Source organism: Sphingobium sp. FG125, assembly GCF_057809795.1.
Window position 1 is genome coordinate 54,871 of sequence record NZ_JBMDKQ010000005.1, and the last position, 24,978, is coordinate 79,848.

The 24,978-nt window shown below is 62.6% G+C and carries 25 protein-coding genes; 13 read left to right on the forward strand and 12 right to left on the reverse strand.

Going from position 1 to position 24,978, the window contains the following annotated elements:
- The first annotated feature begins 239 nt into the window (after positions 1-239).
- From ACODSR_RS06270 to ACODSR_RS06320, 11 genes are all read left to right on the forward strand, one after another.
- Complete coding sequence (locus ACODSR_RS06270) at positions 240-1,535, forward strand: OmpP1/FadL family transporter (RefSeq protein ID WP_489074736.1); 1,296 nt, start codon at positions 240-242, stop codon at positions 1,533-1,535.
- Positions 1,536-1,586: 51 nt separating this feature from the next.
- Positions 1,587-2,747 carry a flavodoxin-dependent (E)-4-hydroxy-3-methylbut-2-enyl-diphosphate synthase gene (gene ispG, locus ACODSR_RS06275; RefSeq protein WP_489074738.1) on the forward strand — a complete coding sequence of 387 codons (1,161 nt, stop codon included), beginning with the start codon at positions 1,587-1,589 and terminating at the stop codon, positions 2,745-2,747.
- Between the two features lie 51 nt (positions 2,748-2,798).
- A complete protein-coding gene (locus ACODSR_RS06280; RefSeq protein WP_489074740.1) occupies positions 2,799-3,041 on the forward strand; it encodes an AbrB/MazE/SpoVT family DNA-binding domain-containing protein in 243 nt (80 codons plus the stop codon).
- Positions 3,038-3,418: a type II toxin-antitoxin system VapC family toxin gene (locus ACODSR_RS06285; RefSeq protein WP_489074742.1), complete on the forward strand. Its 381-nt coding sequence runs from the start codon at positions 3,038-3,040 to the stop codon at positions 3,416-3,418. Before ACODSR_RS06280 ends, ACODSR_RS06285 begins: the two co-directional genes overlap by 4 nt.
- A gap of 5 nt (positions 3,419-3,423) precedes the next feature.
- Complete coding sequence (locus ACODSR_RS06290; protein ID WP_489074744.1) at positions 3,424-4,323, forward strand: DMT family transporter; 900 nt, start codon at positions 3,424-3,426, stop codon at positions 4,321-4,323.
- A complete protein-coding gene (locus ACODSR_RS06295; RefSeq protein WP_489074746.1) occupies positions 4,324-4,818 on the forward strand; it encodes a GNAT family N-acetyltransferase in 495 nt (164 codons plus the stop codon).
- Positions 4,819-5,068: 250 nt separating this feature from the next.
- Positions 5,069-7,387, forward strand: coding sequence for an FtsK/SpoIIIE family DNA translocase (locus tag ACODSR_RS06300; protein WP_489074748.1), 2,319 nt, complete (start codon positions 5,069-5,071; stop codon positions 7,385-7,387).
- A gap of 101 nt (positions 7,388-7,488) precedes the next feature.
- On the forward strand, positions 7,489-8,124 hold the full coding sequence (locus tag ACODSR_RS06305) for a LolA family protein (RefSeq protein ID WP_489074750.1): 636 nt from the start codon (positions 7,489-7,491) through the stop codon (positions 8,122-8,124).
- A 259-nt stretch (positions 8,125-8,383) separates the two neighbouring features.
- Positions 8,384-9,181, forward strand: a complete 798-nt coding sequence (xth, locus tag ACODSR_RS06310; protein WP_489074752.1) for an exodeoxyribonuclease III — start codon at positions 8,384-8,386, stop codon at positions 9,179-9,181.
- Positions 9,181-10,254, forward strand: a complete 1,074-nt coding sequence (ribA, locus tag ACODSR_RS06315; RefSeq protein ID WP_489074754.1) for a GTP cyclohydrolase II — start codon at positions 9,181-9,183, stop codon at positions 10,252-10,254. Before xth ends, ribA begins: the two co-directional genes overlap by 1 nt.
- The gene (locus ACODSR_RS06320; RefSeq protein ID WP_489074756.1) at positions 10,251-10,751 is read left to right on the forward strand and encodes a L,D-transpeptidase family protein; all 501 of its coding nucleotides are present in this window, start codon (positions 10,251-10,253) and stop codon (positions 10,749-10,751) included. The genes ribA and ACODSR_RS06320 overlap by 4 nt, the downstream gene beginning before the upstream one ends.
- A 16-nt stretch (positions 10,752-10,767) precedes the next feature.
- Here ACODSR_RS06320 and ACODSR_RS06325 read toward each other — a convergent pair whose 3' ends face one another.
- The 8 genes from ACODSR_RS06325 to ACODSR_RS06360 all read right to left on the reverse strand — a co-directional run bounded on the left by ACODSR_RS06325 (position 10,768) and on the right by ACODSR_RS06360 (position 19,582).
- Positions 10,768-11,475, reverse strand: a complete 708-nt coding sequence (locus ACODSR_RS06325) for a response regulator (protein ID WP_489074758.1) — start codon at positions 11,473-11,475, stop codon at positions 10,768-10,770.
- Positions 11,472-14,141 (reverse strand): DUF4118 domain-containing protein, encoded by a 2,670-nt coding sequence (locus ACODSR_RS06330; RefSeq protein ID WP_489074760.1) that lies wholly within the window; start codon positions 14,139-14,141, stop codon positions 11,472-11,474. Before ACODSR_RS06330 ends, ACODSR_RS06325 begins: the two co-directional genes overlap by 4 nt.
- A complete protein-coding gene (kdpC, locus tag ACODSR_RS06335; protein ID WP_489074762.1) occupies positions 14,138-14,728 on the reverse strand; it encodes a potassium-transporting ATPase subunit KdpC in 591 nt (196 codons plus the stop codon). The genes ACODSR_RS06330 and kdpC overlap by 4 nt, the downstream gene beginning before the upstream one ends.
- Before the next feature lie 26 nt (positions 14,729-14,754).
- Positions 14,755-16,791, reverse strand: coding sequence for a potassium-transporting ATPase subunit KdpB (gene kdpB, locus ACODSR_RS06340; protein WP_489074764.1), 2,037 nt, complete (start codon positions 16,789-16,791; stop codon positions 14,755-14,757).
- A gap of 13 nt (positions 16,792-16,804) precedes the next feature.
- A complete protein-coding gene (kdpA, locus tag ACODSR_RS06345; protein ID WP_489074766.1) occupies positions 16,805-18,508 on the reverse strand; it encodes a potassium-transporting ATPase subunit KdpA in 1,704 nt (567 codons plus the stop codon).
- Between the two features lie 15 nt (positions 18,509-18,523).
- Positions 18,524-18,613 carry a K(+)-transporting ATPase subunit F gene (gene kdpF / locus ACODSR_RS06350; RefSeq protein WP_037492487.1) on the reverse strand — a complete coding sequence of 30 codons (90 nt, stop codon included), beginning with the start codon at positions 18,611-18,613 and terminating at the stop codon, positions 18,524-18,526.
- Positions 18,614-18,903: 290 nt separating this feature from the next.
- Positions 18,904-19,392, reverse strand: a complete 489-nt coding sequence (locus ACODSR_RS06355; protein WP_489074768.1) for an integrase arm-type DNA-binding domain-containing protein — start codon at positions 19,390-19,392, stop codon at positions 18,904-18,906.
- Positions 19,393-19,435: 43 nt separating this feature from the next.
- Positions 19,436-19,582 carry a hypothetical protein gene (locus tag ACODSR_RS06360; protein WP_489074770.1) on the reverse strand — a complete coding sequence of 49 codons (147 nt, stop codon included), beginning with the start codon at positions 19,580-19,582 and terminating at the stop codon, positions 19,436-19,438.
- Positions 19,583-19,764: 182 nt separating this feature from the next.
- Between ACODSR_RS06360 and ACODSR_RS06365 the strand changes: the two genes are divergently transcribed.
- Together ACODSR_RS06365 and ACODSR_RS06370 are read left to right on the forward strand one after the other, a co-directional pair.
- Positions 19,765-20,451 carry a type IV toxin-antitoxin system AbiEi family antitoxin domain-containing protein gene (locus tag ACODSR_RS06365; RefSeq protein WP_489075013.1) on the forward strand — a complete coding sequence of 229 codons (687 nt, stop codon included), beginning with the start codon at positions 19,765-19,767 and terminating at the stop codon, positions 20,449-20,451.
- A complete protein-coding gene (locus ACODSR_RS06370; protein WP_489074772.1) occupies positions 20,444-21,295 on the forward strand; it encodes a nucleotidyl transferase AbiEii/AbiGii toxin family protein in 852 nt (283 codons plus the stop codon). Before ACODSR_RS06365 ends, ACODSR_RS06370 begins: the two co-directional genes overlap by 8 nt.
- Positions 21,296-21,644: 349 nt before the next feature.
- Here the strand turns inward: ACODSR_RS06370 and ACODSR_RS06375 are convergent, their stop codons facing one another.
- From ACODSR_RS06375 to ACODSR_RS06390, 4 genes are all read right to left on the reverse strand, one after another.
- Complete coding sequence (locus tag ACODSR_RS06375) at positions 21,645-21,995, reverse strand: glutathione S-transferase family protein (protein ID WP_489074774.1); 351 nt, start codon at positions 21,993-21,995, stop codon at positions 21,645-21,647.
- Entirely contained in the window at positions 21,922-22,353 is a 432-nt protein-coding gene (locus tag ACODSR_RS06380; RefSeq protein ID WP_489074776.1) for a (R)-mandelonitrile lyase, read from the reverse strand. Before ACODSR_RS06380 ends, ACODSR_RS06375 begins: the two co-directional genes overlap by 74 nt.
- A 99-nt stretch (positions 22,354-22,452) precedes the next feature.
- Positions 22,453-23,973: a CoA-acylating methylmalonate-semialdehyde dehydrogenase gene (locus ACODSR_RS06385; RefSeq protein WP_489075015.1), complete on the reverse strand. Its 1,521-nt coding sequence runs from the start codon at positions 23,971-23,973 to the stop codon at positions 22,453-22,455.
- Between the two features lie 43 nt (positions 23,974-24,016).
- A complete protein-coding gene (locus ACODSR_RS06390; RefSeq protein ID WP_489074777.1) occupies positions 24,017-24,976 on the reverse strand; it encodes an alpha/beta hydrolase in 960 nt (319 codons plus the stop codon).
- Between the last annotated feature and the right edge of the window lie 2 nt (positions 24,977-24,978).

Here is a 24,978-nt window from a genome sequence, read left to right on the forward strand (position 1 = left end):
GCATCCTCTCCTAAAACTTCAAGGCCGTCCTTCGGGGCGGCTTTTTTTTGTCCTTCGCATGGCGGTCCTGCCGTAGCGTCAGACCGCGTTCACCGTCGCAACCGCTTGTAAATGCGATGAACCGGACAGCCGCGATACTGGAAATTAACCACGATGCTGCTATCCGCGCTGCGCAAAGTCGGCCAGCGCGCGCGGGATAGCGCGCCGGTGCCGGCACGATAGTGAATAGAGGATCGTCCATGTCGCTTAGCCGTCGCCTTCTTCCCTTCCTGCTGTCAGGCGTGCTGGCGGCCCCGGTCCCGGCGCTGGCGGGCGGCTTCTACCTCCAGGAACAATCGCCCAAGGAAACCGGGCGTGCGCTGTCAGGGGGCGCTGCAGCAGGCGACGATCCATCGACCATCTATTTCAACCCGGCGGCGATGACCCAATTGTCGGGCATCCAGACGTCTGTGGGCGGCATCATCCTGTCCGCGACCGCGCAGCAAGGCAATCGCGGGTCCAGCCGTTCGGTGCCTGGCTTGCCCGCATCCGTGCCGGTCACCGGCAATGATGGCGGCAATCCGTTTGCCAAAATCATCCCGATTCCCAGCTTCTACGCCACCGCGCAGGTCAGCGACCGGCTGTGGCTGGGCCTGGGCGTCAACGCGCCGTTCGGGCTGAAACTGGACTATGACGAAAGCTATTTCGGCCGGTACGATTCCCTCCATACCGATCTGAAAACCTATAATGTCCAGCCGTCCGCCGCCTACAAGCTGAGCGACAATCTTTCGATCGGCGGCGGCATTGACGTGCAATATGTCAAGGTGACGCTCACCAACGCCCTGCCGCAACTCTCCCCGCTGCTGGCCGATGGCCATGCCTCGATCGAGGGCGACGATCTGTCGGTCGGCTGGAACGCAGGCCTGTTCTACACCAGCGGCGACACCAATTTCGGCGTCCATTATCGTTCGCGCATGACCCACAAGCTCAAGGGCGAACAGGAGATTTCAGGGCTTCTGGGACCGCTGGCCGCCGCCAACGGCACCTTTGCCGCTAATGCGCCGCTGGAACTGCCCGATATCGTCACGGTCAGCATGATGCACCGCTTGACGCCAAAATTGCGGGCAATGCTGACGGCGCGCTGGTATAATTGGTCGGTGTTCAAGGCGATCACGATCAACACCGCGACCGGCACATCGGTCAAGGAAATGCACTATCATGACAGCTACAGCGTCAGCGCTGGCGGCGAATATGATGTCAGCGACCAACTGACCCTGCGCGCCGGCACCATGTTCGATCGCACCCCGACCAATCCGCAATTTCTGACCACCCGCGTCCCCGATGGCGACCGCGTCTGGCTGAGCGGTGGCGCGACCTGGAATATGTCCGCCGCGCTGGCGCTCAACCTCAGCTACGCGCACACATTCGTTGAAAAGGCGAACATCATCCGCCCGGACCATTATTATCCCGCCCCCGCCACGGTGACCACCACGACCCTGTCGAGCGCCAGCGGCAATGCGGATCAATTGGCCGCTTCCCTAACGATCCGGTTTTAACCGTCACCAAACATGCCTATAGCGGCTCCATATTGATGGAGCCGTTCATAGATGTCCGACCATAATCCCGGCCTGCGCCCCTGGCGTGACATTGCCCGCCGCCAGAGCCGCCAGATCATGGTCGGCAACGTCCCGGTGGGCGGTGGTGCGCCGGTTACGGTCCAGACCATGACCAACACGCTGACCCATGATATCAAGGGGACGATCGACCAGATCCGCCGCTGCGAGGAGGCGGGCGTGGACATCATCCGCGTATCCTGCCCTGACGAGGAATCGACCGCCGCCTTGAAGCAGATCGTCCGCGCTGCGCGCGTGCCGATCGTCGCGGACATTCATTTCCACTATAAGCGCGCACTGGAAGCCGCCGATGCTGGCGCGGCCTGCCTGCGCATCAACCCCGGCAACATCGGATCGTCCGCCCGCGTCAAGGAAGTGGTGGACGCGGCCAAGGCGAATGGTTGCGCGATCCGCATCGGCGTCAACGCCGGCAGTCTGGAACGCGACCTGCTCGAAAAATATGGCGAACCCTGCCCCGAAGCGCTGGTCGAAAGCGCGCTTGACCATATCAAGCTGCTGCAGGACCAGGATTTCCACGAATATAAGGTCGCAGTGAAGGCCAGCGACGTGTTCCTCGCCGTCGCCGCCTATATGCAGTTGGCCGACGCGGTCGATTGCCCGCTGCATCTGGGTATTACCGAAGCGGGCGGTCTGATCGGTGGCACGGTGAAGAGCGCGATCGGCATCGGCAATCTGCTTTGGGCCGGGGTGGGCGACACGATCCGCGTTTCGCTCTCCGCCGAACCCGAAGAGGAAGTCCGCGTCGGCTATGAAATCCTCAAATCGCTGGGCATCCGCACCCGCGGAGTGAAGGTCATTTCCTGCCCGTCCTGTGCGCGGCAGGGTTTCGATGTCATCCGCACCGTGCAGGCGCTCGAAGAACGGCTCCAGCATATCCACACGCCGCTTTCGCTCTCCGTCCTGGGCTGTGTCGTCAACGGTCCCGGCGAAGCGCGTGAAACCGACATCGGCCTGACCGGCGGCGGTAATGGCAAGCATATGGTCTATCTGTCGGGTGTCACCGACCACACCATTCAGGACGAAAATATGGTCGATCATATCGTCCGGCTGGTCGAGGCCAAGGCAGCGGAGATCGAGGCAGCCAAGGCGGAATCCGACATGACCGACGCGGGCAAGGCGGAAGCGGCGGAATAGGCAGCTTGGAAATTCAGGACCGATATATTATTCAGGTCCTGGAGGCATTTCATGACCTATAGCGGAAAGATGATTGCAGGCGGCAAGGCCGTATTCCCGGCAGAGTTGCGCCGACAACTGGGCTTCAAGGATGGTGACCGGATCGTGTTTGAGCGGCACGGCAGCGGCATTCTGGTCAAAAGCTATGATCAGGTTTTGCGCGAAGTGCAGAACGATCTGAAAGCCCTGATAAAAAAGCCTTTTACCGTCGATGATTTTCTGGCCGAGCGCCGCGCCGAAGCGGAACGCGAATGACCGCGGTCATCGATACATCGGCTTTGTTGACCATATTGCTGGATGAGCCGGGAGCAGATCAGGTGCGGCCGCATTTGGCGACCGGGCAGATGTCGGTCGTCAATCTGTGTGAAACCTACACGAAACTCGTCGAGGCTGGCCTGTCGCGAGACGATGCGGAGCACCAGATCATGCGCCTGGAACTGCGTATCAGCCCATTCCAAGAAGCGCACGCGTTGGAAGCCGCCATGCTTCGTCCGATGACCCGGCATTTGGGATTGTCCCTTGGCGATCGGGCCTGTCTGGCGCTTGCGCGACTGACTAACCTGCCCGTCATCACCGCTGACCGGGCCTGGACCGCGCTGGACATCGGCATCGACATCCGGCTCATCCGCTGACCGCCATGCCCGCGCGCGCCAATTTCCTCATTCCCTTTGCCGTCTGCTGCGTCGGCGTAGCGCTGTTTTCCGTGATGGATGCGGCGATGAAGGGGCTGAGCCTCGCCATCGGTCTCTACAACGCCCTGTTGTGGCGGGCGATCACGGGGACGTTGCTTGGCCTTGGCATGATGCTCCTCACCCGCCAGCGCTGGCCTGACCGGACGGTGCTGCGCCTGCACATGCTGCGCGGATCGGTCGTGGCGCTGATGGCCGGGCTGTTCTTCTGGGCGCTGATGCGGATGCCGCTCGCCGAAGCGATAGCCCTGTCCTTCATCGCGCCGCTGATCGCGCTCTATCTCGCCGCCCTGCTGCTGGGCGAAACGATCGGGCGGCAGGCAATCGGTGCGTCTGTGCTGGGGCTGGTCGGCGTCGGCGTGATCCTGTCGGGGCGTTTGCAGGGCCACTATGATCGCGACGCTTTGCTGGGTGCGCTGGCGGTGCTGGCGTCGGCGGTGCTGTTCGCCTGGAACCTCATCCTGCAACGCCAGCAGGCGCAGCGCGCGTCCCCGATCGAGGTCGCCTTCTTCCAGCATCTCGTCATGCTGGGCGTGTTCGCCATCGGCGCGCCTTTCTACGCCCGGCTGCCCGCGCCGTCAGCGATCCCGCTGATCCTGCTGGCGGCGGGTCTGGCCTTCACCTCTCTTGCCGCGCTCGCCTGGGCCTATGCACGGGCGGAGGCGCAGCGGCTAATCCCGGTCGAATATAGCGCCTTCCTCTGGGCGGCGGTGGTCGGCTGGCTGGCCTTTGGCGAGCGGCTGACCCTGACCACAGTGGCGGGCGCGGCCCTCATCATCGCCGCCTGCCTGATAACCGCACGCGGCAAACGGGCGGCTATTGCTCATGTCGAACCGGGAACCGCCTGAATGAACCTGACCATCCGCCCCGCAACGCCCGACGATCTCGACGCGATCGTCGGCTTCATTCACGCGCTGGCGGCTTATGAAAAGCTGTCCCATGCGGTGAAGGCGGACCCCGCGACGCTGGCCCGCTACCTGTTCGGTCCGCGCCCCATGGCCGAAGTGTTGATCGCGGAAAGTGACGGCGCGGCCATAGGCTTCGCGCTCTTCTTCCACAATTTCTCGACCTTTGAAGGGCGACCGGGTCTTTATCTGGAGGATCTGTTCGTGCAGCCGGACGCGCGGGGCATGGGCGCGGGCAGGGCGTTGCTCGCCCGGCTGGCGCAGATCGCGCTGGATCGCGACTGCGCCCGGCTGGAATGGTCGGTGCTGGACTGGAACGCGCCCGCCATCGCGGTCTACCGCGCGATCGGCGCGCAGCCGATGGATGAATGGACGGTGCAACGGCTCGACGGCCAAGCGCTCCGCGCGCTCGCCGCCGCGGCCCCGATCACCGCTTGAGCGCGTCCTCGACGCTGACAAAGATCAGCATGGCGGCAAAAGCGCCCAGCGACAGGGCAACGACGGCAGGGAAATAGTCGGCGATCATGGTGAATTCCTTTCGGACCTGTTCCTGCCCCGCTGCAGGCCCCGCCCGCTATACGGAATGTTACGGATCAGTCGGGACGAGCCGTGGGCGCGCACCCTTGACGCCGACTCCCCGCTCGGCGCAATGTGCGCAAACGGAACATTTGGGGGACACGGGGTTAACATGGCTGTCAGCCGCACAGTGAAGCGCACGCCCGAATGGCGCGAAATGCTCAAGCGCAGCCTGCTCCGCAGCGGCGCGTTGATCGGCGCGATCGCGCTGATGCTGGCGACGCTGTTTCTGGCGCTGGCGCTGCTGAGCTATACACCCAGCGATCCGTCGATGAACACGGTGGCGGGCGATCATGTCGCCAATGTCATGCAGGCACCGGGTGCCTGGACCGCCGATTTCCTGCTCTGGCTGCTGGGCGTACCCATTGCGCTGATCCTGCCGCTGATGGCGGTCACCGCGCGCCGCCTGTGGGGCGATCAGGATATGAGCGCGTGGAAGGGGCAGTTTGGCCAATGCCTGTTCGGCATCATCCTGATCGGGATTGCGCTCGCCCTGTTCCAGGCTAATCCGCTGGTTGGCCTGCCCGCGGGCTGGGGCGGGGTGATCGCGCTGGTCACTGCCAAGGGGATATTGAGCCTGACGGCCCAAGTACCGGTCGCGCAACCATGGATCACCGGGGCCATCGTGATCATCGCCATGATCGGTGGCCTGGTCGCCTGTTATCGCAGCTTGGCGCTGGAAAAGCCGATTCTCGCGCTGCGCCGTCCGGCCCTGCCCAAACTCAGCCTGCCCAAGCCCAGCTTGGCCTTTGCGGGCAGCAGCGCGGCGGATGAGGAAGAGGAGGAAGAGGTCGGCGAACGGGTCATCGCCCCGCGCAAGACCGTGTCCAACGAACCCAAGCCGCCCATCACCATCCAGACGCCCAGGCCCGCGCCCGCCCAGCGGCAAATGGCGCCGATCAGCCAGGATGATCTGTTCGGCCACAGTTCGCTGCCATCGCCCGACCTGCTCAACCCGGTTCCCGCCAGCCAGGGCGGCAAGATCGACAAGGCGGCGCTGGAGCGCAACGCCCGGCTGCTCGAATCCGTGCTCGACGACTTCCATGTGAAGGGCAATATTGTCGAGGTCCGCCCCGGCCCGGTCGTCACCATGTATGAACTGGAACCTGCGCCGGGCATCAAGGCCAGCCGGGTGATCGCGCTGGCTGACGACATCGCCCGCAATATGTCTGCGCTATCCGCCCGTGTCGCGACGATTCCCGGCCGCACCGTCATCGGCATCGAACTGCCCAACGCGCATCGCGAAGGCGTGTCCTTCCGCGAACTGATCACCAGCGAACAATTTGGTGGCGAAGGGACGCTGCCGATCATCCTGGGCAAGAATATTTCCGGTGAACCGATCATCGCCGACCTCGCTCCCATGCCCCATCTGCTGATCGCGGGCACCACCGGGTCGGGCAAGTCAGTCGGCTTGAACGCGATGATCCTGTCCTTGCTCTATCGCATGACGCCGGACCAGCTTCGCCTGATCATGATCGATCCCAAGATGCTGGAACTGTCGACCTATGACGACATTCCGCATCTCCTCTCCCCGGTCGTGACCGAACCGCAAAAGGCGATCCGCGCGCTCAAATGGGCGGTCGAGCAGATGGAGGATCGCTATCGCATGATGGCGTCCATCTCGGTCCGTAACCTTGCCAATTACAACGAAAAGGTCCGCGCCGCCAAAGCGAAGGGCAAGCCCTTGGGCCGTCGCGTCCAGACCGGCTACGACCCCGAAAATGGCAAGCCCATCTATGAGGAAGAGCAGCTCGATTTCCAGCCGCTGCCCCAGATCGTGGTCGTGGTGGACGAACTGGCCGACCTGATGATGACGGCGGGCAAGGAAGTCGAATTCCTGATCCAGCGCCTGGCGCAAAAGGCGCGCGCGGCGGGCATCCACCTGATCCTCGCGACCCAGCGCCCTTCCGTCGACGTCATCACTGGCGTCATCAAGGCGAACCTGCCGACCCGGATCAGCTTCTTCGTGACCAGCAAGATCGACAGCCGCACCATTTTGGGCGAGCAGGGCGCCGAACAATTGCTGGGCAAGGGCGACATGCTCTACATGCACGGCGGCAAGGGGCTGATGCGCGTTCATGGCCCGTTCGTATCGGACGATGAAGTCCGCGTCGTCGCCGACCATTGGCGCGCGCAGGGCCAACCCGACTATATCCAGGCCGTCACCGAAGAACCGGAAGAAGGCAGCTTCGCTCTGGACGGCGTGGACCTGGGCGACGACAGCCCCGACGCACAATTGTTCCGCAAAGCGTGCCAGCTGGTGTTCGAGAACCAGAAAGCCTCGACCAGCTGGCTGCAACGGCAATTGCGGGTCGGCTATAACAGCGCCGCGCGCCTGATCGAGAAAATGGAAGAGGAAGGGCTGGTCGGCCCCCCCAACCATGTCGGTCGCCGCGAAGTGCTGCGCGATGAAAATGGCAATCCGCTATAGTCTGACTGGAGAGTATGGCTGAACGGCAGGGAACGGCCGGGTTCACAGGTCGTTCAATCGCGTCATCCTACACCGCATCCGTAACAACCGGAGAGTATTCCATGAAGCGCATCAGTTTCGCGCTGGCCGCCGCGCCTGTCGTCCTTGCCGTCCCGCTCGCCGCGCCGTTGCTGGCGCAGCAGGGTCAGTCTGAACTCAGCCGGGTCAATGCCTATATCCGCGCGGTCAGCAGCATGACCGCCGATTTCAGCCAGACCGACCGCAATGGCCAGACGCTGACCGGCCAGCTGACGCTCAAGCAGCCGGGCAAGATCCGCTTTCAGTATCAAAAGGGCGTGCCGCTGCTGATCGTGGGCGATGGCAAGGCGCTGACCATGATCGATTATGAAGTGCGGCAGGTGCAGCGCTGGCCGATCGGCAATTCGCCGCTGGGCGCGCTGCTTGATCCGAGCAAGGATCTGTCCAAATTTGGCAAGGTCGTGCCGACCGGTGACCCGTCGATCCTGAGCGTGCAGGCGCGCGATCCCAAGCGGCCCGAATATGGCACCATCACCATGATTTTTCGCCGGGACGCCGCCAGTCCGGCTGGCCTGCAACTTTATGGCTGGGTCGCGCTCGATTCGCAGAATAACCGCACCGCCATCCGCCTTTCCAACCAGCGCTATGGCGTCCCCATTGCGGATTCCGCCTTCCGCTGGACTGATCCTAGGCCAAAGGGCCGATCGGCGGGCGGCTGAAACGAGCGCCCCGCACGATGGACGGAAAAACTTGCCGTTCCGTTCATCTGCCGCTCATATCCGGGGCGCTATTTAGAACTCCACGGCGAGAGGCCAACCGGGATTTCCCCCCTGTTACCCGGCACACGCCTCCCGTCGCAAAGCGCTTCAAGGGCGCGATCGAGACCCCCGTTCCATGCCCCCGGAGCGGGGGTCTTACTTTGTCCGCAGTGCGCGCAGCCGTCTTGCATGGCGCGGATTAGACTCCTAGTGCGACAGCATGGCCGACACTCTTTCCATCGCATCCTGGAACATCAACAGCGTTCGCGCGCGCATCGACATTGTCGAACAATTCCTGACGCAGGAAGCGCCGGACATATTGTGCCTTCAGGAAACCAAGGTGGTGAACGAGACCTTCCCCGCCGATATGTTCCGCCGTCTGGGCTATGTTCATCAGGTGCTGAACGGCCAGAAAATGCACCATGGCGTCGCGATCATGAGCCGGGTGCCGATTCATGAGGATGACCGGCTCGACTGGCAGGCCAATGGCGAGGCACGCCATGTCGGCGTCCGTCTCGACAATGGGGTGCGGATCGAAAATGTCTATGTCCCCGCCGGTGGCGACATTGCCGATCGGGAGCAGAACCCCAAATTCGGCCAGAAGCTCGATTTTATCGAACGCATGATCCAATGGTCGTCGGCGCTGGATAACAAGCCGACCATATTGACCGGCGATTTCAACATCGCGCCGCTGGAATGCGATGTATGGAGCCACAAGCAACTGATCAACGTCGTCAGCCACACACCGGTCGAATGCGAAATCCTCGCCCGCTTGCAGGCATCGAATGACTGGGTCGACATTGGCCGCCATTTCCACCCCGCACCGGCGCGGCTCTACACCTGGTGGAGCTATCGCGCCAAGGACTGGGCCGAATCGGATCGTGGTCGCCGGCTCGACCATATGTGGATGACCCGCGACGTCGCCGAAAAGGCGGTCGGCCACCGCGTCGTCGAACCAGCGCGCAACTGGGGCAAGCCGTCCGACCATATCCCCATCATCACCGAATTCGCCTTTTGATGGGCAGGCAGGCGACCGGGCGCGACGCGGCGCGGGCGATCGACGCGCTGCGCCGCGGCTGGGCGGTGCGGGTGTCGGCCGCCGATGGTGCGCTGCGATTGATGGCGGTGGAAGGGGCGGACGCGGTCACGCTGGCCGATTTCGATCCTGCGGGCAAAGCCGACATATTAATCTCCGCCGCGCGCGGCCAGACGCTCAAACTCGCCAACCAGATCGCGGCGGCCGATCCCGACATGCCGGTGCTGATTGCCCGCGCGCCCTGGATCGACGCCGATGTGGCGACCGCTATCTCCGACCCGGTGCTGGACCTCGCCTCTCCGCTCAAGGGGCCATTTCAGGCCCGCTTGCTCACTGCGCCGCTGGCTGCGAAGGCTGCGCTGCGCCTCGCCCGCCTGGCCGGCATCCTCCCCGCCTATTTCGCGCTGGACGGTGACGGCGACCGGGATGTCGATGTCAGCGCCGACGCGATCGACGCCTATGATGATGCCGTCCACCTTGCCATCGCGACCCGCGCCAGCCTGCCGGTGTCGGCCAGCGAAAGCGCGGAAATCATTGCCTTCCGCAGCCCGGATGAACCGCGCGAGCATGTCGCACTCATTGTCGGAAAACGCGACTCCTCACCCCCCGTCGTCCGCCTGCACAGCGAATGCTTGACCGGTGATGTGCTGGGCAGCCTGAAATGCGATTGCGGCCCGCAGCTGCACGAAGCGCTCCACCAGATTGCTGACGCGCCCTGGGGCGTGCTGCTCTATCTGCGGCAGGAAGGGCGCGGCATTGGCCTCGTTAACAAATTGCGCGCCTATGCGATGCAGGATCAGGGCTTCGACACTGTGGACGCCAATGTCCGGCTTGGCTTTGCCATCGACGCGCGCGATTTTTCGGTCGCAGCGCGGATGCTGGACCTGATCGGGGTACGCAGCGTGCGGCTGCTGACCAATAATCCGCAAAAGGTGGCGGGGCTGGAGGCGGCGGGGATCAGCGTGGCCGAACGGCTGCCGATCATCCTGCCGACCAACCCGCATAACGAACGCTATCTCGCCACCAAGCGCGACCGGACCGGCCACCAGCTATGAGCCTGATCCGCGTCGATAGCGGCGCGGGTCGCCTGACCTTTGGCGCGACCAGCATGGCCTGCACCATTGGTCGGAGCGGTGCCTGCGTGGCGAGCGACAAGCGCGAGGGCGATGGCTGCACGCCGCTGGGGGTCTGGCCGCTTCGGGGCATATTGTTGCGACCGGGCAAGGTCGATCCGGCGGGGCTGCGTTTGCCCTGGCGCTGGGTGCGGACTGGCGATGGCTGGTCGGATGACACCGCCGATCCCGCCTATAATCGCCCGGTCCGTCTGCCGCGCGCCCTCTCCGCTGAAAGCCTGATCCGCGCCGACGACGCCTATGATGTGATCGTCATCCTCGGCCATAACGACCGGCCGCCGGTGCCGGGGCAGGGCAGTGCGATCTTCTTTCACCTGTCCGAAGGCAGACCGACCGCAGGCTGTGTCGCGGTGGAGCGCACGGACATGCTGCGGTTGCTACCGCTGTTGCAACCGGGCGATGCGATGGAGATTGCTTGATATCGGGCTGGTCACCTTAACCGTCGGTCAGTTCGCTTGAGAAGCGGAGGCGGTAACCGATCCCCAACTCGTTGCCGATAATCTGCGGACGCTGCGGATCATCCTCAAGCTTTTGCCGCAAGGTGCGGATGAGGACGCGCAGATATTCGACATGATGCTCATGTTCCTTGGGCCAGACCTCCTTCATGATCTGGCCATGGGTGATCACACGGCCGGGAAATTGGGCGAGCTGGGCCAGCACCGCATATTCCTTGGGCGTCAGATGAACCTCCTGCCCGGCCTTCCTGACCACCCGGTTGAGCAGATCAATCTCGACATTGCCCGCCCGCGCCGACGGGACGCCGCCGCCCTTGGTCATGCGGTTGCGCAGCGCCACGCGAACCCGCGCCAGCAACTCGTCCGTGTCAAAGGGTTTGGTCAGATAATCGTCCGCGCCCAGATCGAGGGCCGCGACCTTCTCTTCGGTGGCGTCCCGCGCCGACACGATGATCAGGGTCGTATCGCTTTTCTGCTTGAACAGAGGCACCAGTTCCAGTCCGTCCCGGTCGGGCAGGCCCAGGTCAAGCAGGCTGATATCCGGCCGCTCGGTCCGCAATTTTTCCAACGCGTCGCGCGCATTCTCCGCCTCGACGGTCGCATAATTGGCGCGGCTCAGCGCCGCATTGATCAGCCTGCGGATCTGCGGTTCGTCATCGATGATAAGAACCTTGTGGCGGATGGTCATGACAGTGGCTCGCCGGGAAAATCGGTGATGATGAGATGTTCGGGTATGCGCAATGTAAAGCAGGCACCGCGCGGTTCGCTATTGGTCGACGCATCCACGCCCAGGCCCATCGCTTCTGCAAAACCCTTGACGATGGCCAGGCCAAGTCCCGTGCCATGCTTGACCCGGTCCGATCCTTCCAGGCGCGTGAACGTATCAAACACCTTCTTTTCCGCGCCGACCGGGATGCCCGGTCCCTCGTCGATGACCGATAGCAGGATGGCGTCGGCGACCCGCTTGCCGCTGATGGTGACCGGGGTGTCCGGCTCACCATAGCGGCCCGCATTGTCGAGCAGGTTGATAAGGCAGTGGTGCAGCAGGACCGGATCGACGCGCACCAGCGGAATGTCCGAAGGAATGTCGACCCCGACCTCATGGCCAACAAGCGACTGGCGGGTGTCCCTGATGGCGCTGGCCACCGCGTCGAACAGGTCGGTCGGTTCGATCTTCATCGGCAGGGCGCCGGCTTCCACTCTCGCCATGTCCAGCAGGTTGGCGACGAACCGGTTGAGGCGCTGCGCTTCCCCCTCGATCGTGTCGAGCAGCGCCGATGGCTGCTTTCTTCGCAATTCCTGCGCCGCGGACATGATCGTCGTGAGCGGTGTGCGCAGGTCGTGGCTGACGGAGGACAGCAGCGCGGACCGCAAACGGTCGCGTTCGTGAATCTGTCGCGCGCCCTGCATCTCTTCCTCCAGCGCCATGCGATCGAGCGCTATGGCTGCCTGATCGAGAAGGCTCATGAGCAGGGGCGTCTGATCCGATCGCAGCGGTTCGCCCGCATCGTCGCGCGCCATCCCCAGCACGCCCAGCACGCCGCGCTGGGTGCGCAGCGGATGGAACAGCCAGTCGGACGCCGTCAGCGTCGATGATCCGCGGCCCGCTGGCTGGGCATTGTTCATCGCCCATTGCGCCGCTGCCCGCTCGATTTCCTGAAGCCTGTCGTCGGGCGGGTAGGCGGCGCGCAGCGCGGGACCGGAATCGGACGGCAGCAGCATGACCGTGCGAACGTCAAGCAGCCGCGCAATCTCCGCGCAGATCGCCTGTATCAGATCATCCTGGCTGGCAGCGGAGGTCAGTTGTCGGGAGAAACCGGCAAGCGCCGCATTCTGGCGCGCGCTGGACTGGGCAAGATCGGCTTGCCCGCGCACCCGCGCGGCAAACTGGCTGGTGACGATCGCAACACCCAGCAGCACGAGGATCGATATGACATTTTCCGGGTTGCTGACGGTCAATGTGCCGGTCGGCGGCAGGAAGAAGAAATTATAGGCAAGGCTCGATACCAGACCTGCGAACAGTCCGGCGCGCAGGCCGTAGGTTGCTGCGGCGAACATGACCGGGACCAGATACAGCAAGGCGATATTGCCAAGGTCGATGACCTCCAGCAGCAGGCGGCCAACCGCCGTCATCGCGGCGATCATCAACGCCGACCAGAGATAGTCGGTCGGCTTGCCCCATGCCATGCGGGTCGAATGCCGGCTGCGCGGCGGCGCAAGATCGTCATCGGATGGAAGGACGTGGACCGCCACCGACCCGATGTCGCGGACAAGCCGGTCGACCACGGATCCGTGGCGCAGCTCAAACCACCAGGATCGGCTCGACTTGCCGATGACAATCTGGGTCGCGTGCGCATCGGCGGCGAAGCTTCGCAGACCCTCGACAACATTTTCCGCCGGAATGCTGGCTGTCGCCGCGCCCAGTCGCGATGCCAGCGCCAGCGTATCGGCCAGCGCCTTGCGCTCTTCGTCGGAAAAGGCCTGCGCGCGCCGGGTTTCGATATGCACCGCAGTCCAGGGCGCCTTGAGCGCATCGGCGAGGCGTTTGGCCGCGCGGACCAGACCCGGCGCGCTCGGTTGTTCACTAACGGCGACCACGACACGTTCGCCCACCGCGAAGCTGCCCGCCAGCGCGTGGGCGCGGACATAATCGAGCATCTGCGTATCGATCGCCTGTGCAGCACGGCGCAGCGCCAGTTCCCGCAGGGCGGTCAGGTTGGACTTGGAGAAAAAGTGGGAGAGCGCCCGCGTCGCCTCTGCCGGGATATAGACCTTGCCCTCCTTGAGCCGTTCGATCAGCTCGTCGGGCAATATGTCGACAACCTCGATTTCCGCGGTTTCCAGGATGGAATCGGGCACGGTTTCGCGTACGCGCACATGGGTGAAGGATGCGACGACGTCGTTCAGGCTCTCTATGTGCTGAATATTGATTGTCGAATAGACGTCGATACCGGCGTCGAGCAGTTCCTCGACGTCCTGATAGCGTTTGGGGTGACGGCTGCCGGGTGCATTGCTGTGCGCCAGTTCATCGACCAGGGCGAGCTTTGGCTGCCGTTCGAGGATGGCATCGAGATCCATTTCACCAAGGCTGATCCCCCCATGGTCGATCTGCCGCCTTGGTATCACTTCATGACCCACGATCAGCGCTTCGGTTTCGCGTCGGCCGTGCGTCTCGACAACGCCAACCACGACATCGACGCCGGACTTGAGCCGCCGCATCCCGTCGCTGAGCATCTCGTAAGTCTTGCCAACGCCAGGTGCCGCGCCAAGGAACAGCTTGAGACGGCCGCGTCCTTCCTGCGCGGCTACCCGCAGGAAGGACTCTGGCGAAGGGCGTTTGTCGGTGTCGTTCACTGTGCTGTTGTAGCGCTGATCCGGTCCAGTCGTCGATTAAGATCGAGAATGTTGACGCTGGGATCGCCCAGGAAGCCAAGGAACGGCGTCCTGATCGTGTCCTGCACCAGGGCGCGAACGCGCGCCGCGGGCAGGCCGCGAACGGTGGCGACCCTTGCAACTTGAAAAAAAGCCGCCTCAGGCGAGATATCAGGATCAAGGCCTGAGGCGGAGGCTGTCACCAGGTCGGACGGAACAGGGAGACCGGGGGACATTTGCTGAAATTTGGCAACATCGGCTTTCGTGCGATCGACCAGCGCCTGGCTCGTCGGACCGAAATTGGAGCCTGATGAGGCAAGGCCATCATAGCCCTTGCCAGCGGCAGACGGGCGTGAGGAGAAATAGCGCGGATCGGCAAAACCCTGGCCGATGAGCGACGAGCCGACGAGCTTGCCCTGTTGCTCGATCAGGCTGCCATTGGCCTGATGCGGGAAGAGGGCTTGGCCGATGCCCGTTATCGTCAGCGGATAGACGATGCCGAGCAGAAGCGCGAAGAGGATGGTCAGCGTGAACGCTGGCCGGATAGAAGTGAGGAAGTCCTTGCCCATGATGCTTTCCTTCAGGCCCGATGATGTCAGGCGAGGCCCAAGCCGCTGACGGCCAGGTCGATGAGTTTGATGCCGACGAACGGCGACAGGAGGCCGCCAAGCCCGTAAATGGCGAGATTGCGCGCCAGCAGCTGCCCGGCACCGATGGGCCGGTAGGTCACACCCTTCAACGCCAGCGGCACGAGCAGCGGAATGATCAGCGCGTTGAAGATGATCGCCGACAGGATCGCGCTCTGCGGTGTCGCAAGCTTCATGACGTTGAGAATGCCGAGGCCGGGATAGAGGACCACGAACATGGCCGGAATGATCGCGAAATATTTGGCGACGTCATTGGCGACCGAGAAGGTGGTGAGCGCGCCGCGGGTCATCAGCAGCTGCTTGCCAAGCCCGACTATCTCGATGAGCTTGGTCGGATCACTGTCGAGATCGACCATGTTGCCCGCTTCCCGCGCTGCCTGGGTGCCGGTATTCATCGCGACGCCGACATCCGCCTGGGCGAGCGCTGGCGCGTCATTGGTGCCGTCGCCGCACATGGCGACCAGGCGTCCGCCCTCCTGTTCCTTGCGGATCAGCGCCAGCTTGTCTTCTGGCGTCGCCTGGGCAAGAAAGTCATCGACGCCAGCTTCGGCGGCGATCGACGCGGCGGTCAGCGGATTGTCGCCGGTGATCATGACCGTGCGGATGCCCATCACGCGCAGTTCGCCGAACCGTTCGCGGATGCCCGCCTTGACGATGTCCTTCAGGAATATCGCGCCCAGCAGCTTGCCGTCCTTTGCAACCGCCAGCGGCGTGCCGCCTGCGCGTGCAATCTCGTCGGTGATGCGGCGCAGTTCCTGTGTCGCCGGTTCTTTGTCCAGGCCGGGATTGGCGCGAAGGATGGAATCGACCGCCCCCTTCTGGATCACGCTACCGCCGACCTTTACGCCGGATATCCGCGTCTGTGCCGTAAACGGGATCACTTCCGCGCCGTCGGGCAGAACCTGCGCCGATTGGCCGAACTTGTCACGGGCGAGCAGGGCGATGGAGCGGCCCTCCGGCGTCTCGTCGGCCAGGCTGGCGAGCAGGGCGGCCTCTGTGAGCGCTGCCTGGCTTGCCCCGCCGACCGGGCGGAACTCGGTCGCCTGCCGATCGCCGACCGTGATGGTGCCGGTCTTGTCGAGCAGCAGCACATCAATGTCGCCTGCGGCCTCGACGGCACGGCCGGACTTGGCGAGGACGTTGAAGCGCACGAGACGGTCCATGCCGGCGATGCCGATCGCAGACAGCAAAGCCGCGATCGTCGTCGGGATAAGGGTGATCAGCAACGCGGCCAGGATCGCGACCGGAATAGACCCGCCAGCATAGCTTGCAAAGCCGGGGATGGTGCCGACTGCGATCAGGAAGATGATGGTCAGGCCCACCAGCAATATGGTGAGGGCAATTTCGTTGGGCGTTTTCTGTCGCTCGGCCCCTTCGACCAGGGCGATCATCCGATCGAGGAAGCCCTGGCCGGGGTTCACGGTGACACGGACGCGAATTGCGTCCGAAATGACCCGCGTGCCCGCCGTGACCGCCGACCGGTCGCCGCCGGCTTCGCGGATGACAGGCGCACTTTCGCCGGTAATGGCCGCTTCGTTGACGGACGCGACGCCCGACACGACCTCGCCATCGGCCGGGATCAGGTCGCCCGTCTCCACCAGTACGATGTCGCCCATACGGAGCGCGCTGGCCGGCACATTTTCGCTTTCGCGGCCATCGCCTTTCAGGCGCTTGGCAGTCAGGTCGGCTTTGGTCGCGCGCAGCGACACGGCCTGCGCCTTGCCGCGGCCCTCCGCGATGGCTTCGGCAAAGGTGCCGAACAAGACCGTCAGCCACAGCCAGATGACCAGTTGCAGCTTGAAGCCAACCGTCAGCCCGTCCTGTCCGACAGCCAAAAGGACGGTCAGAAGAACAGCCACTGCCGCGGTCGTGAACATCACTGGATTGCGGATCAGTTTTTTGGGGTTGAGCTTGCGGAATGCATCGCCGATCGCCGGAACGATCAGGTCGGCTGTGAAGAGCGATTTGGACGCTGTGCGTGCCATTTTGATGCTCCGATCAGAAAAGCTGGCCGCGGATCATCGCAAGATGATCGGCAATGGGACCAAGCGCGAGGCTGGGCAGGAAGGTGAGGCCGCCCACGATCAGCACGATGCCGATCAGGAGGCCGGTCCAGAGCGGTCCGGTGGTCGGGAAGCTGCCCGCCGTCGCCGGTGTATATTTTTTCGCGGCAAGGCTGCCTGCGATCGCCAGCATCGGAATGATCACAAAGAAGCGCCCAAGCCACATCGCGATGCCCAGCAGCCCATTATAGAAGGGCGTGTTGGCGGTAAGGCCCGCAAAGGCCGACCCGTTATTCCCGACGGCGCTGGTAAAAGCGTAAAGTATCTCCGAGAAGCCGTGCGGTCCCTTGTTGAGCGGCCCGGCTAGTCCGGCCTCCATGACCGATGCAATGGCGGTGAAGCCAAGAATGATCAGCGGCAGAACGGCAATGGCCAGCACCGCCAGCTTCACTTCGCGGCTCTCGATTTTCTTGCCGACATATTCCGGCGTCCGGCCAACCATCAGGCCAGCGACGAACACGGCCAGGATAGCGAACAGCAGGAAGCCATAGATCCCGGCACCGACACCCCCGACGACGACTTCGCCCAGCTGGATGTTGAACAGCGGAATCATGCCGCCCAGCGCCGTGAAACTGTCATGCATCGCATTGACCGCGCCGCAACTGGCCGCCGTGGTGACGACGGAGAGGAGTGAAGAAGCGGCGATGCCGAAACGAACCTCCTTGCCCTCCATATTGCCGCCGGGAACACCCAGGCCGTGCAGGATCGGATTACCGGCGGCTTCCTGCGCATAAACGACCGTCACGCCGATCAGGAAAATGGTGAGCATTGCGGCGAGGATCGCCCAACCCTGGCGCGTGTTGCCAACCGCCTTGCCAAAGGTCCAGGTCAGGCCGAAGCCGATCAGGAAGATCGACACCATCTGCACGAAATTGGTGAGCGCGGTCGGGTTCTCGAACGGGTGGGCCGAATTTGCGTTGAAGAAGCCGCCACCATTGGTGCCGAGCATCTTGATCGCTTCCTGGCTGGCGACCGGGCCAAGCGCGAGTGTCTGCTTCACGCCTTCCAGGGTCGTTACATCGACTGAACCCGCCAATGTCTGCGGCACACCGCTGGCGATCAGGAACAGCGCATAGACGATGCAGATCGGCAGCAGCAGATACAGCGTCACCCGCGTCATATCGGCCCAGAAATTGCCAATGCCCGTCGCGCTGCGCCTCGCGAATCCGCGAAAGAAAGCGAAGGCGAGCGCGATGCCGGTCGCGGACGACAGGAAATTATGGATCGTCAGGCCAAGCATCTGGCTGAGGTTCGACATGGTCGATTCGCCGCCATAGCTTTGCCAGTTGGTGTTGGTGGTGAAGCTGATGGCGGTGTTGAACGAGAGATGTTCGCTCAGCCCCGCATGTCCCAGCGGATTGAGCGGAAGCCCCGCCTGCAATCGCAATATGGCGTAGGTCAGCAGCAGCAGCGCGGCATTGAAGATCAGCATATGGACGGCGTAGCGCCGCCAGCTCTGATCCTCGTTCGGATCGATGGCCGACAATTTGTAAAACCCACGCTCGACCGGGCCGAGTATGGCATGAAGCGGTGTGGGGCGTCCCTCATATAGAGCGAACAGCCAAAGGCCGACCGGCTTGGTCAGCGCCAACAAAATGCCCACAAAGGCCGCGATCAGCAGCCATCCCTGGAATGTCATGAGAGCTTCCTTTGTCTAGAAGCGTTCGGGCCGCACGAGTACGGCGACCAGATAAAGAAGGAGGCCAAGGGCGGTGATCGCCGCGAGCCAGAGATCAAGGGTCATTGTCCGGCCACCCTCACGCGTTGTCGCACAGGGCGACATAGCCAAGGCTAGCGCCGAGCAGAGCGAGGATGAGGCCGATCCAGAGGATGTCCTGCATGGGTTGTCTCCCACAGTGCTCGCGCGAAGGAAGCCGCATGAGTCATCTGCAGTCGCCTAGATATTGCAGGGCGTCGTTGGAATTCGAGACGGAGGATATACCAAGCGCATAGTATTTGCGTATGGAAGGACAGGGCATCACGCCATACGAGTTCATCTGTAAATGCTGGACAAAAGAACCCAAGCGCTTCACATCAAATCCGCATCTTTGAGACAGGAAAGCTGCCGATCATGGGATAGGCCATGCCGAGCAGCCAGCGAATCTTGTCGAGCGTAATCGGCGCGCGCCCCTCCCACTCATTCTTCGTCACCCATTCCTCGGCGATCGTCCTGAATGTGTTGTCCGCGGCCACCGTGCGCGCGAGTGTGTCGCTCCGCTTCTCAGCGGCGGGATCGAGCCCGGCAGCGATCTGCTCTCTTGCTGCGGCGCGCTGCTGGCGTGCCATAGCTATCCCTACCTCGGGCCACGCGCCGAAATAGAGCGTCTTTTGTCGACCGAGGTATCGGTAGTTCATGCGCCAGAGTTTCGTGCTGTTCGTCTGGACGGCGAGATACAGCCCATCGGCGTCGGCCAGTTTATAGGCCTTGTCCCGGGGTTTGGCGTTCGCGATCTGGATGTGATTCAGTGCCATGATGGTTCCAGCTCCAAAGGGGCTCTCCGGCACCATCAAAAACACCATCATTCTGATGGTGCTGCTGATGGATTCGGGTGGATGAGCCCGGATTTCATTTGGCGATTTTCACTGAAAAAATGCTGTAAAACCAGCTTCTTGCTGGACCTTCCTGGACGTCGCCGGAAAGGTCTCTGGTGCCAGAAGAGGACTCAAAAACGGCCTGTTTCGGCGCAGAAAACCACCATTTCTTGAGGGTCATCACAGGGCGATACCATGCTCGATACCCTGGGACTTTTTGTCGGAATGGTGCGAGTCCTCAATCTTCTAAAATGGCGTGCGTCGGCAGGTGATTCGACCATGCTGTGTAGGGCAGGCAGATATAGCCCATGCCGTTCCAAGAAATTCTTGAAACTTTTACCATTTGAAAGTATCTCGAATTTTATGAGCGCGCTTGCTGATCAGGTTACACAATCAAGCCTTGCTGAGCGAATCTTCAGCGAAGGCCAGCTTCGTGACCTTCTGGGCGGCAGCGATGCCCGTCGCTATGCCCTGGTTCACAGGGCATTGAAGGACGGTTCCTTAATCCGTCTCAAACGGGCCACCTATATGCTCGGTCGGCGCGCCAGCAACGATGCCGTCCATCCCTTTGTCGTGGCGCAGGCGCTCCTGCCAGGCAGCTATATCTCCTTTGAAACGGCCCTGGCCTATCACGGCTGGATTCCGGAGGCCGTATTCACCACGGCAAGCGTTTCGCCCAGCCGCAAGACGATTATATATGACACGCCAAGCCTCGGGCAATTCAGCTTTCATCCCCTCGCGCTCAAGGAATACCAGTTTCTGACGAGCGTCGATCGGGAAAAGCTCGGCAGCCTTGCGGCATTCGTCGCACAGCCTTTGCGAGCGCTGATGGATCTTGTCGCCTTGAGGAAAGAACACTGGTCCGGTTTGGACTGGCTTACCACGGGCATGCGCATCGACGAGGATCGGCTGTTGTCGCTCAAGCGCAAGGATTTCTCCGCACTCCGCCTCGTTTACAAGCATAAGGCCGCCAACCATTTTCTCCATTCACTCGAAGGCGCCGTTTTGACGAACAACGGCGCAGTCAAAGGACGCGTTGCGGATGATTGAAATCATTCAAGAGAAGCTTCGCCAATATCGAGCGACCAACGCGGTCGAGGAAGAGAATGCGACCAAGGAGATCATCCAGGAGATCGCCTTGTACGCGCTGTGGCGTGGCGACTTTTTTGATGTTGCCCTTTTTCAGGGCGGCACGAGCCTGCGTATCCTGCATCACCTGCCCAGGTTTTCCGAAGATCTCGATTTCATGCTTCGGTCGCCCAACCCCGAATTCGACTGGGCACCCTATCTCAAAATTCTGGTCGAGGTTTTCGCTCAGTTCGGATTGAAGCTTGATGCCCAGCCGAAGGAGAGGATGGACAAAGCGGTTCGGGAGGCGGTGCTCAAGGATAATTCCATTGCGAGCCAGCTCGACCTGACCTTCGCAGGAACAGGACGCCGCAAGACCATCAGGATCAAGCTGGAAATCGACACCAATCCACCGTCCGCGTCCGGCGAAGCCAACACCTTTCTCGATTTCCCTGCCGATTACGAGGTGCGGCACCAGGATTTGCCGTCCAACTTCGCGTTAAAAATCCACGCGCTTCTTTGCCGAGGCTATTTGAAAGGGCGGGATTGGTTTGACTTCTCCTGGTATGTCTCGAACGGGGTACTTCCCAATCTGATGCATCTCGAGGCCGCCCTCATCCAGGCAGGCCCTTGGGCGGGGCGGGAAGACCTCAAGATCGATATGGCATGGCTTGAGGGTACGCTGCGGAACACAATAGCCGCCGTCGACTGGAAGGCAGCCGCCGACGATGTCAGGCGCTTCCTGCGTCCCACGGAGTCGAAATCACTGGAATTATGGGGTGATCGCTTCTTCATCGCGAAACTGGAGAAGATGGCGCGGACCTGATCTGTTCGCTCAGAACTGAGGATCAGTGTTGGCTTGATATCCTTGCGCTGACTTGCTTCCGTGCCGCAGGAAAAGAGGTCGTCGGCGCGCGCTTCTGATGCCACGGCATCGGATGTGGATCGCATAGCCGACGTACCAGGCCGATGTGAGTCAGGCACAGGAGAATCAACTATTTGCGTATGGACCAAGCATTTTCGGCCCTGGACTATTGTGGCGCCGTGGGGCTCGAAGGATGGGTGATAGGGCGATGGCGCCCAAGGCATTCCGGACGGGATTCCGCGTTCCGCGGGGCTGACGCGATCGCCTGGCAACGCGCATAGCGCCGACTTCGCGCTCTCCCAGGCGCGCCCTATCGCCAGGCGGGCGCCTGTGCGTCCACAATGCTCGCGCGCATGAAACCTGGCCGCGCGCACGCCCTTTCGAGGTAAGCGCGGACGTGTGGTCCGAAACTCCCGCCAAGACCGACAACGCGATCAGCGAGACATAATGCGTAGGCAATCGCGGTGTCCGCGATCGTGAACCGCCCGGCGCAAAGCCATTCCCGATCCGCCAGTGCCGACTCGACTGTCCTGAGCCGGCCATTGAACCATTTTTCATAATCCGCCGCCGGTTGTTCGGCCCGCTTCTCAGGCGCTTCGAGCTGCCGGTATCGCAAGACGATGGTTTGCGGGAAAGTCAGCGTCGCATCGCTGTAGAACAACCAGTTCAGGAAAAGCGGATGGTCTCTTTCGTCCGTCCAATGCTTCCTGCACCGCGATGTGGGTCATTGCAGTAGTTGCGGTCGCGCCATGCCAGTGCTTATGTCCCGGCGGACACCAGATGATGTCACCAGCCTGAATTTCGACGACCTCTTCACCTTCACATTGGGTCCAACCATGTCCGGCAGTGATGATGAGCGTCTGGCCGAGAGGGTGAGTATGCCAGTTCGACCTCGCGCCTGCTTCAAACATAGTGTTGCGGCACGACACGCGCGCCGGAGCGGGAGGTGTACTGAGGAACTCAATACGTACCTTTCCATTGAAAAACGCGGCTGGCGCCCATTCCCCAACGATGTTCATTCGCTCGTGTCAATTTCATATCATCACCAACTTAACGAGGGGTTTGCTCAAAAAAATACTGTCGCGACCGCTGGTGCTTGCGCCACAGGATCCGGAAAGTCAGGCCATCGTTGGGATCACGAACGATTCTTCGATCTGGGTCGGGCCGCTGTCCTCTGCACGCATATGATCGGGCCAGCGCTGGGTGACGGTCTTGACCTTTGTCCAGAAGCGCACACCTTCGGTGCCGTGCTGGTTATGATCGCCGAACGCGGAGCGCTTCCACCCGCCGAAACTGTGATAGGCGACCGGGACCGGAATCGGCACGTTGATGCCGACCATGCCGACATCGACGCGCCGGGCGAATTCGCGCGCGGCATCGCCGTTGCGCGTGAAGATCGCCACGCCATTGCCATATTGGTGCCTGGAGGGCAGCGCGATCGCATCCTCAAGGCTCGAAGCGCGGACGATTTGCAGCACCGGCCCGAATATCTCCTCGCGGTAGGCGGACATATTGGGCGTGACGTGGTCGAACAGGCTGGGACCGACGAAGAAACCTTCCTCATGCCCCTGCAGGGTGAAGCCGCGGCCGTCGACCACCAACTCAGCACCCTCGTCCACCCCGGTCTGGATCCAGTGTTCGATCCGCGCCTTGTGCTCGGCGGTGACGACCGGGCCGTAATGCGCGTCGGCATCGGTCGAAACGCCAACACGCAGCGCCTCGATCGCCGGGATCAGCTTCGCCTTCAGCCGCTCGGCAGTATCGGCACCGACCGGCACTACCACCGGCAATGCCATGCAGCGTTCACCGGCAGAGCCGAACGCCGCGCCGCACAGGTCGGCGACGGTCTGGTCGAGGTCGGCGTCGGGCATGACGATGCCATGGTTCTTGGCCCCGCCCATCGCCTGCACGCGCTTGCCCGCCGCGACGCCGCGCGAATAGACATATTGGGCGATATCGGACGAGCCGACGAAGCTGACCGCGCCGATAGCGGGATGGTCGAGGATCGCGTCCACCATCTCCTTGTCGCCGTGCACGACCTGAAAAATGCCATCGGGCAGGCCCGCCGCTTTGAACAGTTCGGCGAGACGCACCGGCACTGACGGGTCGCGTTCGGAGGGTTTGAGGATGAAGGCGTTACCGCATGCGATCGCCACCGCGCTCATCCACAGCGGGATCATCGCCGGGAAGTTGAACGGCGTGATGCCCGCGCCGATGCCAATCGGCTGGCGCATCGAATATACGTCGATCCCCGGCCCGGCCGCCTCGGTATAGTCCCCCTTCAACAGGTGCGGGATACCACAGACAAATTCCACCACGTCAAGGCCGCGCTGAATGTCACCCTTGGCGTCGCTCACCACCTTTCCATGTTCGGAGGCAAGCAGCCGCGCGAGCGATTCCATCTCCGCTTCCACCAGTTGCTTGAACGCGAACATCACCCGCGCGCGCCGCTGCGGATTGACCGCGGCCCACGCCGGTTGCGCCGCTTGTGCCGCAGCGATCGCAACGTCCAGATCGGCGACCCCGCCCAGACCCACCCGGGCCTGGACCTGCCCGCTATTGGGATCGAACACGTCGGCGGTGCGGCCGGACGAGGATCGCACGGACGCGCCCGCGATAAAATGCTCTACCTCGCGGATGGGGGACGTAATCATATCTTTCTCCTTGAAGCTGGGGCAGTGATCACGATCGGCCAGCTTCGGCAGTGGTACAGGCAATCAAGTCTTGAAGGCGGGTTAGCGTGCGCGCGAAGGCGCAATCCGCTGCAGGCACCAGGACGGTGAAGCCCGTGAAGCCGTGTATCAGGTCAGGGAACTCGATCAGTTCGACCGGCACCCCGGCGGCACGCAGCCTATCGGCATATTCCACGGCCTCGTCGCGTAGAGGATCGACCGTCAGGACAGCAATCACCGCCGGCGGCAGCCCGGAGAGATCATCCGCCGCCAGTGGCGAGAGGCGCGGGTCGGCGCGGTCGTGTCCGGCGCTGTACAAGGGATAGAGCTGGCGGAGCGAATGGGTGCGCAGCGAGGGGTCTGCATCCGCCAAGACCGAGGCGCGCTGAAACGTCGTGTCGCGCAGGTCGACCGCCGGATTGACAAGCAACTGGGCGTCGAAGCTTCTGCCCGGCCGCTCGTCGCGCAGCACGAGCGCCACCACGGCAGCGAGATTGGCGCCGGCGCTCTCGCCGCTCAACACTACCGGCCGATCGCCGCCACCCAGTTCCCCGACATGATCGAGCGTCCAGCGCGCTGCGACGAGGCAGTCGTCGAGGCCCGCCGGGAATGGGTTTTCCGGCGCAAGGCGATAATTGCTCGTTACCACCACCATCGACAGGTCGCGCGCCAGCCGACGAGCGATCGGATCGATGATGTCGATGTTGCCTATCGACCAGCCGCCGCCATAAAAATGGTGGAGCGTGCCCTCGACCGCGCCGTCGGGGCGATAGATGCGGATCGCGATGTCACCGCGCGGTCCGGACAGCGTGCGATCCTCAATCGATGCCACGGCTATCGGTCCCTCGGGTCCGACCATCATCGGGCGAAGCGCCTCGGCCGCCGCGCGGTAGGCCGCGATGTCCAGCTCCTCCGATGCGGGTATCGGCATCTGATTGAGCATCTGCTGCAATACGGGGTCCAGAGCCATCG

What these genes read in the sequence shown, in the direction of transcription:
- ACODSR_RS06270 (WP_489074736.1), top strand. Translation starts at nt 240, where the DNA reads ATGTCGCTTAGCCGTCGCCTTCTTCCCTTCCTGCTGTCAGGCGTGCTG.
- ispG (WP_489074738.1), top strand. Translation starts at nt 1,587, where the DNA reads ATGTCCGACCATAATCCCGGCCTGCGCCCCTGGCGTGACATTGCCCGC.
- ACODSR_RS06280 (WP_489074740.1), top strand. Translation starts at nt 2,799, where the DNA reads ATGACCTATAGCGGAAAGATGATTGCAGGCGGCAAGGCCGTATTCCCG.
- ACODSR_RS06285 (WP_489074742.1), top strand. Translation starts at nt 3,038, where the DNA reads ATGACCGCGGTCATCGATACATCGGCTTTGTTGACCATATTGCTGGAT.
- ACODSR_RS06290 (WP_489074744.1), top strand. Translation starts at nt 3,424, where the DNA reads ATGCCCGCGCGCGCCAATTTCCTCATTCCCTTTGCCGTCTGCTGCGTC.
- ACODSR_RS06295 (WP_489074746.1), top strand. Translation starts at nt 4,324, where the DNA reads ATGAACCTGACCATCCGCCCCGCAACGCCCGACGATCTCGACGCGATC.
- ACODSR_RS06300 (WP_489074748.1), top strand. Translation starts at nt 5,069, where the DNA reads ATGGCTGTCAGCCGCACAGTGAAGCGCACGCCCGAATGGCGCGAAATG.
- ACODSR_RS06305 (WP_489074750.1), top strand. Translation starts at nt 7,489, where the DNA reads ATGAAGCGCATCAGTTTCGCGCTGGCCGCCGCGCCTGTCGTCCTTGCC.
- xth (WP_489074752.1), top strand. Translation starts at nt 8,384, where the DNA reads ATGGCCGACACTCTTTCCATCGCATCCTGGAACATCAACAGCGTTCGC.
- ribA (WP_489074754.1), top strand. Translation starts at nt 9,181, where the DNA reads ATGGGCAGGCAGGCGACCGGGCGCGACGCGGCGCGGGCGATCGACGCG.
- ACODSR_RS06320 (WP_489074756.1), top strand. Translation starts at nt 10,251, where the DNA reads ATGAGCCTGATCCGCGTCGATAGCGGCGCGGGTCGCCTGACCTTTGGC.
- ACODSR_RS06325 (WP_489074758.1), bottom strand. Translation starts at nt 11,475, where the DNA reads ATGACCATCCGCCACAAGGTTCTTATCATCGATGACGAACCGCAGATC.
- kdpC (WP_489074762.1), bottom strand. Translation starts at nt 14,728, where the DNA reads ATGGGCAAGGACTTCCTCACTTCTATCCGGCCAGCGTTCACGCTGACC.
- kdpB (WP_489074764.1), bottom strand. Translation starts at nt 16,791, where the DNA reads ATGGCACGCACAGCGTCCAAATCGCTCTTCACAGCCGACCTGATCGTT.
- kdpA (WP_489074766.1), bottom strand. Translation starts at nt 18,508, where the DNA reads ATGACATTCCAGGGATGGCTGCTGATCGCGGCCTTTGTGGGCATTTTG.
- kdpF (WP_037492487.1), bottom strand. Translation starts at nt 18,613, where the DNA reads ATGACCCTTGATCTCTGGCTCGCGGCGATCACCGCCCTTGGCCTCCTT.
- ACODSR_RS06355 (WP_489074768.1), bottom strand. Translation starts at nt 19,392, where the DNA reads ATGATGGTGTTTTTGATGGTGCCGGAGAGCCCCTTTGGAGCTGGAACC.
- ACODSR_RS06360 (WP_489074770.1), bottom strand. Translation starts at nt 19,582, where the DNA reads ATGACCCTCAAGAAATGGTGGTTTTCTGCGCCGAAACAGGCCGTTTTT.
- ACODSR_RS06365 (WP_489075013.1), top strand. Translation starts at nt 19,765, where the DNA reads ATGAGCGCGCTTGCTGATCAGGTTACACAATCAAGCCTTGCTGAGCGA.
- ACODSR_RS06370 (WP_489074772.1), top strand. Translation starts at nt 20,444, where the DNA reads ATGATTGAAATCATTCAAGAGAAGCTTCGCCAATATCGAGCGACCAAC.
- ACODSR_RS06380 (WP_489074776.1), bottom strand. Translation starts at nt 22,353, where the DNA reads ATGAACATCGTTGGGGAATGGGCGCCAGCCGCGTTTTTCAATGGAAAG.
- ACODSR_RS06390 (WP_489074777.1), bottom strand. Translation starts at nt 24,976, where the DNA reads ATGGCTCTGGACCCCGTATTGCAGCAGATGCTCAATCAGATGCCGATA.